The sequence below is a fragment of the Kluyvera genomosp. 3 genome (assembly GCF_011765685.1).
Classification (GTDB): domain Bacteria; phylum Pseudomonadota; class Gammaproteobacteria; order Enterobacterales; family Enterobacteriaceae; genus Kluyvera; species Kluyvera georgiana_A.
In genome coordinates this window covers 554576-557142 of sequence record NZ_CP050321.1, presented here as the reverse complement: position 1 = coordinate 557142, position 2567 = coordinate 554576, and the positions used below count along the sequence as shown (strand labels likewise).

At 52.6% G+C, this 2567-nt stretch carries 1 rRNA gene (cut by a window edge); it reads right to left on the bottom strand.

The features are described from left to right. Positions 1–53 precede the first annotated feature (53 nt). Positions 54–2567 (bottom strand): 23S ribosomal RNA (locus tag GY169_RS23295); it runs 1930 nt beyond the window's last position.

Sequence of the window (2567 nt, the reverse complement as noted above, 5' to 3'; positions counted from 1 at the left end):
ATCTGTAATCAAGCTGAATCTTCGTCTCTTCGCCAAAACATCTTCGGCGTTGTAAGGTTAAGCCTCACGGTTCATTAGTATCGGTTAGCTCAACGTATCGCTACGCTTACACACCCGACCTATCAACGTCGTCGTCTTCAACGTTCCTTCAGGACCCTTAAAGGGTCAGGGAGAACTCATCTCGGGGCAAGTTTCGTGCTTAGATGCTTTCAGCACTTATCTTTTCCGCATTTAGCTACCGGGCAATGCCATTGGCATGACAACCCGAACACCAGTGATGCGTCCACTCCGGTCCTCTCGTACTAGGAGCAGCCCCCCTCAATTCTCCAGCGCCCACGGCAGATAGGGACCGAACTGTCTCACGACGTTCTAAACCCAGCTCGCGTACCACTTTAAATGGCGAACAGCCATACCCTTGGGACCTACTTCAGCCCCAGGATGTGATGAGCCGACATCGAGGTGCCAAACACCGCCGTCGATATGAACTCTTGGGCGGTATCAGCCTGTTATCCCCGGAGTACCTTTTATCCGTTGAGCGATGGCCCTTCCATTCAGAACCACCGGATCACTAAGACCTGCTTTCGCACCTGCTCGAGCCGTCACTCTCGCAGTCAAGCTAGCTTATGCCTTTGCACTAACCTCCTGATGTCCGACCAGGATTAGCTAACCTTCGTGCTCCTCCGTTACTCTTTAGGAGGAGACCGCCCCAGTCAAACTACCCACCAGACACTGTCCGCAACCCGGATCACGGGTCTACGTTAGAACACCAGCCATTAAAGGGTGGTATTTCAAGGATGGCTCCACACGAACTGGCGTCCGCGCTTCAAAGCCTCCCACCTATCCTACACATCAAGGACCAGTGTTCAGTGTCAAGCTATAGTAAAGGTTCACGGGGTCTTTCCGTCTTGCCGCGGGTACACTGCATCTTCACAGCGAGTTCAATTTCACTGAGTCTCGGGTGGAGACAGCCTGGCCATCATTACGCCATTCGTGCAGGTCGGAACTTACCCGACAAGGAATTTCGCTACCTTAGGACCGTTATAGTTACGGCCGCCGTTTACCGGGGCTTCGATCAAGAGCTTCGCGTTGCCGCTAACCCCATCAATTAACCTTCCGGCACCGGGCAGGCGTCACACCGTATACGTCCACTTTCGTGTTTGCACAGTGCTGTGTTTTTAATAAACAGTTGCAGCCAGCTGGTATCTTCGACTGATTTCAGCTCCATGAGTAAATCACTTCACCTACATATCAGCGTGCCTTCTCCCGAAGTTACGGCACCATTTTGCCTAGTTCCTTCACCCGAGTTCTCTCAAGCGCCTTGGTATTCTCTACCTGACCACCTGTGTCGGTTTGGGGTACGATTTGATGTTACCTGATGCTTAGAGGCTTTTCCTGGAAGCAGGGCATTTGTTACTTCAGCACCGTAGTGCCTCGTCATCACACCTCAGCGTTATGCTTAGAGGCTTTTCCTGGAAGCAGGGCATTTGTTACTTCAGCACCGTAGTGCCTCGTCATCACACCTCAGCGTTAGTAGCGTTCCGGATTTACCTAAAACACCCGCCTACATGCTTAAACCGGGACAACCGTCGCCCGGCTAACATAGCCTTCTCCGTCCCCCCTTCGCAGTAACACCAAGTACAGGAATATTAACCTGTTTCCCATCGACTACGCCTTTCGGCCTCGCCTTAGGGGTCGACTCACCCTGCCCCGATTAACGTTGGACAGGAACCCTTGGTCTTCCGGCGTGCGGGTTTTTCACCCGCATTATCGTTACTTATGTCAGCATTCGCACTTCTGATACCTCCAGCATCCCTCACGAGACACCTTCGCAGGCTTACAGAACGCTCCCCTACCCAACAACACATAGTGTCGCTGCCGCAGCTTCGGTGCACAGTTGACACCTTCGCAGGCTTACAGAACGCTCCCCTACCCAACAACACATAGTGTCGCTGCCGCAGCTTCGGTGCACAGTTTAGCCCCGTTACATCTTCCGCGCAGGCCGACTCGACCAGTGAGCTATTACGCTTTCTTTAAATGATGGCTGCTTCTAAGCCAACATCCTGGCTGTCTGAGCCTTCCCACATCGTTTCCCACTTAACTGTGACTTTGGGACCTTAGCTGGCGGTCTGGGTTGTTTCCCTCTTCACGACGGACGTTAGCACCCGCCGTGTGTCTCCCGTGATAACATTCTTCGGTATTCGCAGTTTGCATCGGGTTGGTAAGTCGGGATGACCCCCTAGCCGAAACAGTGCTCTACCCCCGAAGATGAATTCACGAGGCGCTACCTAAATAGCTTTCGGGGAGAACCAGCTATCTCCCGGTTTGATTGGCCTTTCACCCCCAGCCACAAGTCATCCGCTAATTTTTCAACATTAGTCGGTTCGGTCCTCCAGTTAGTGTTACCCAACCTTCAACCTGCCCATGGCTAGATCACCGGGTTTCGGGTCTATACCCTGCAACTTAACGCCCAGTTAAGACTCGGTTTCCCTTCGGCTCCCCTATACGGTTAACCTTGCTACAGAATATAAGTCGCTGACCCATTATACAAAAGGTACGCAGTCACACCC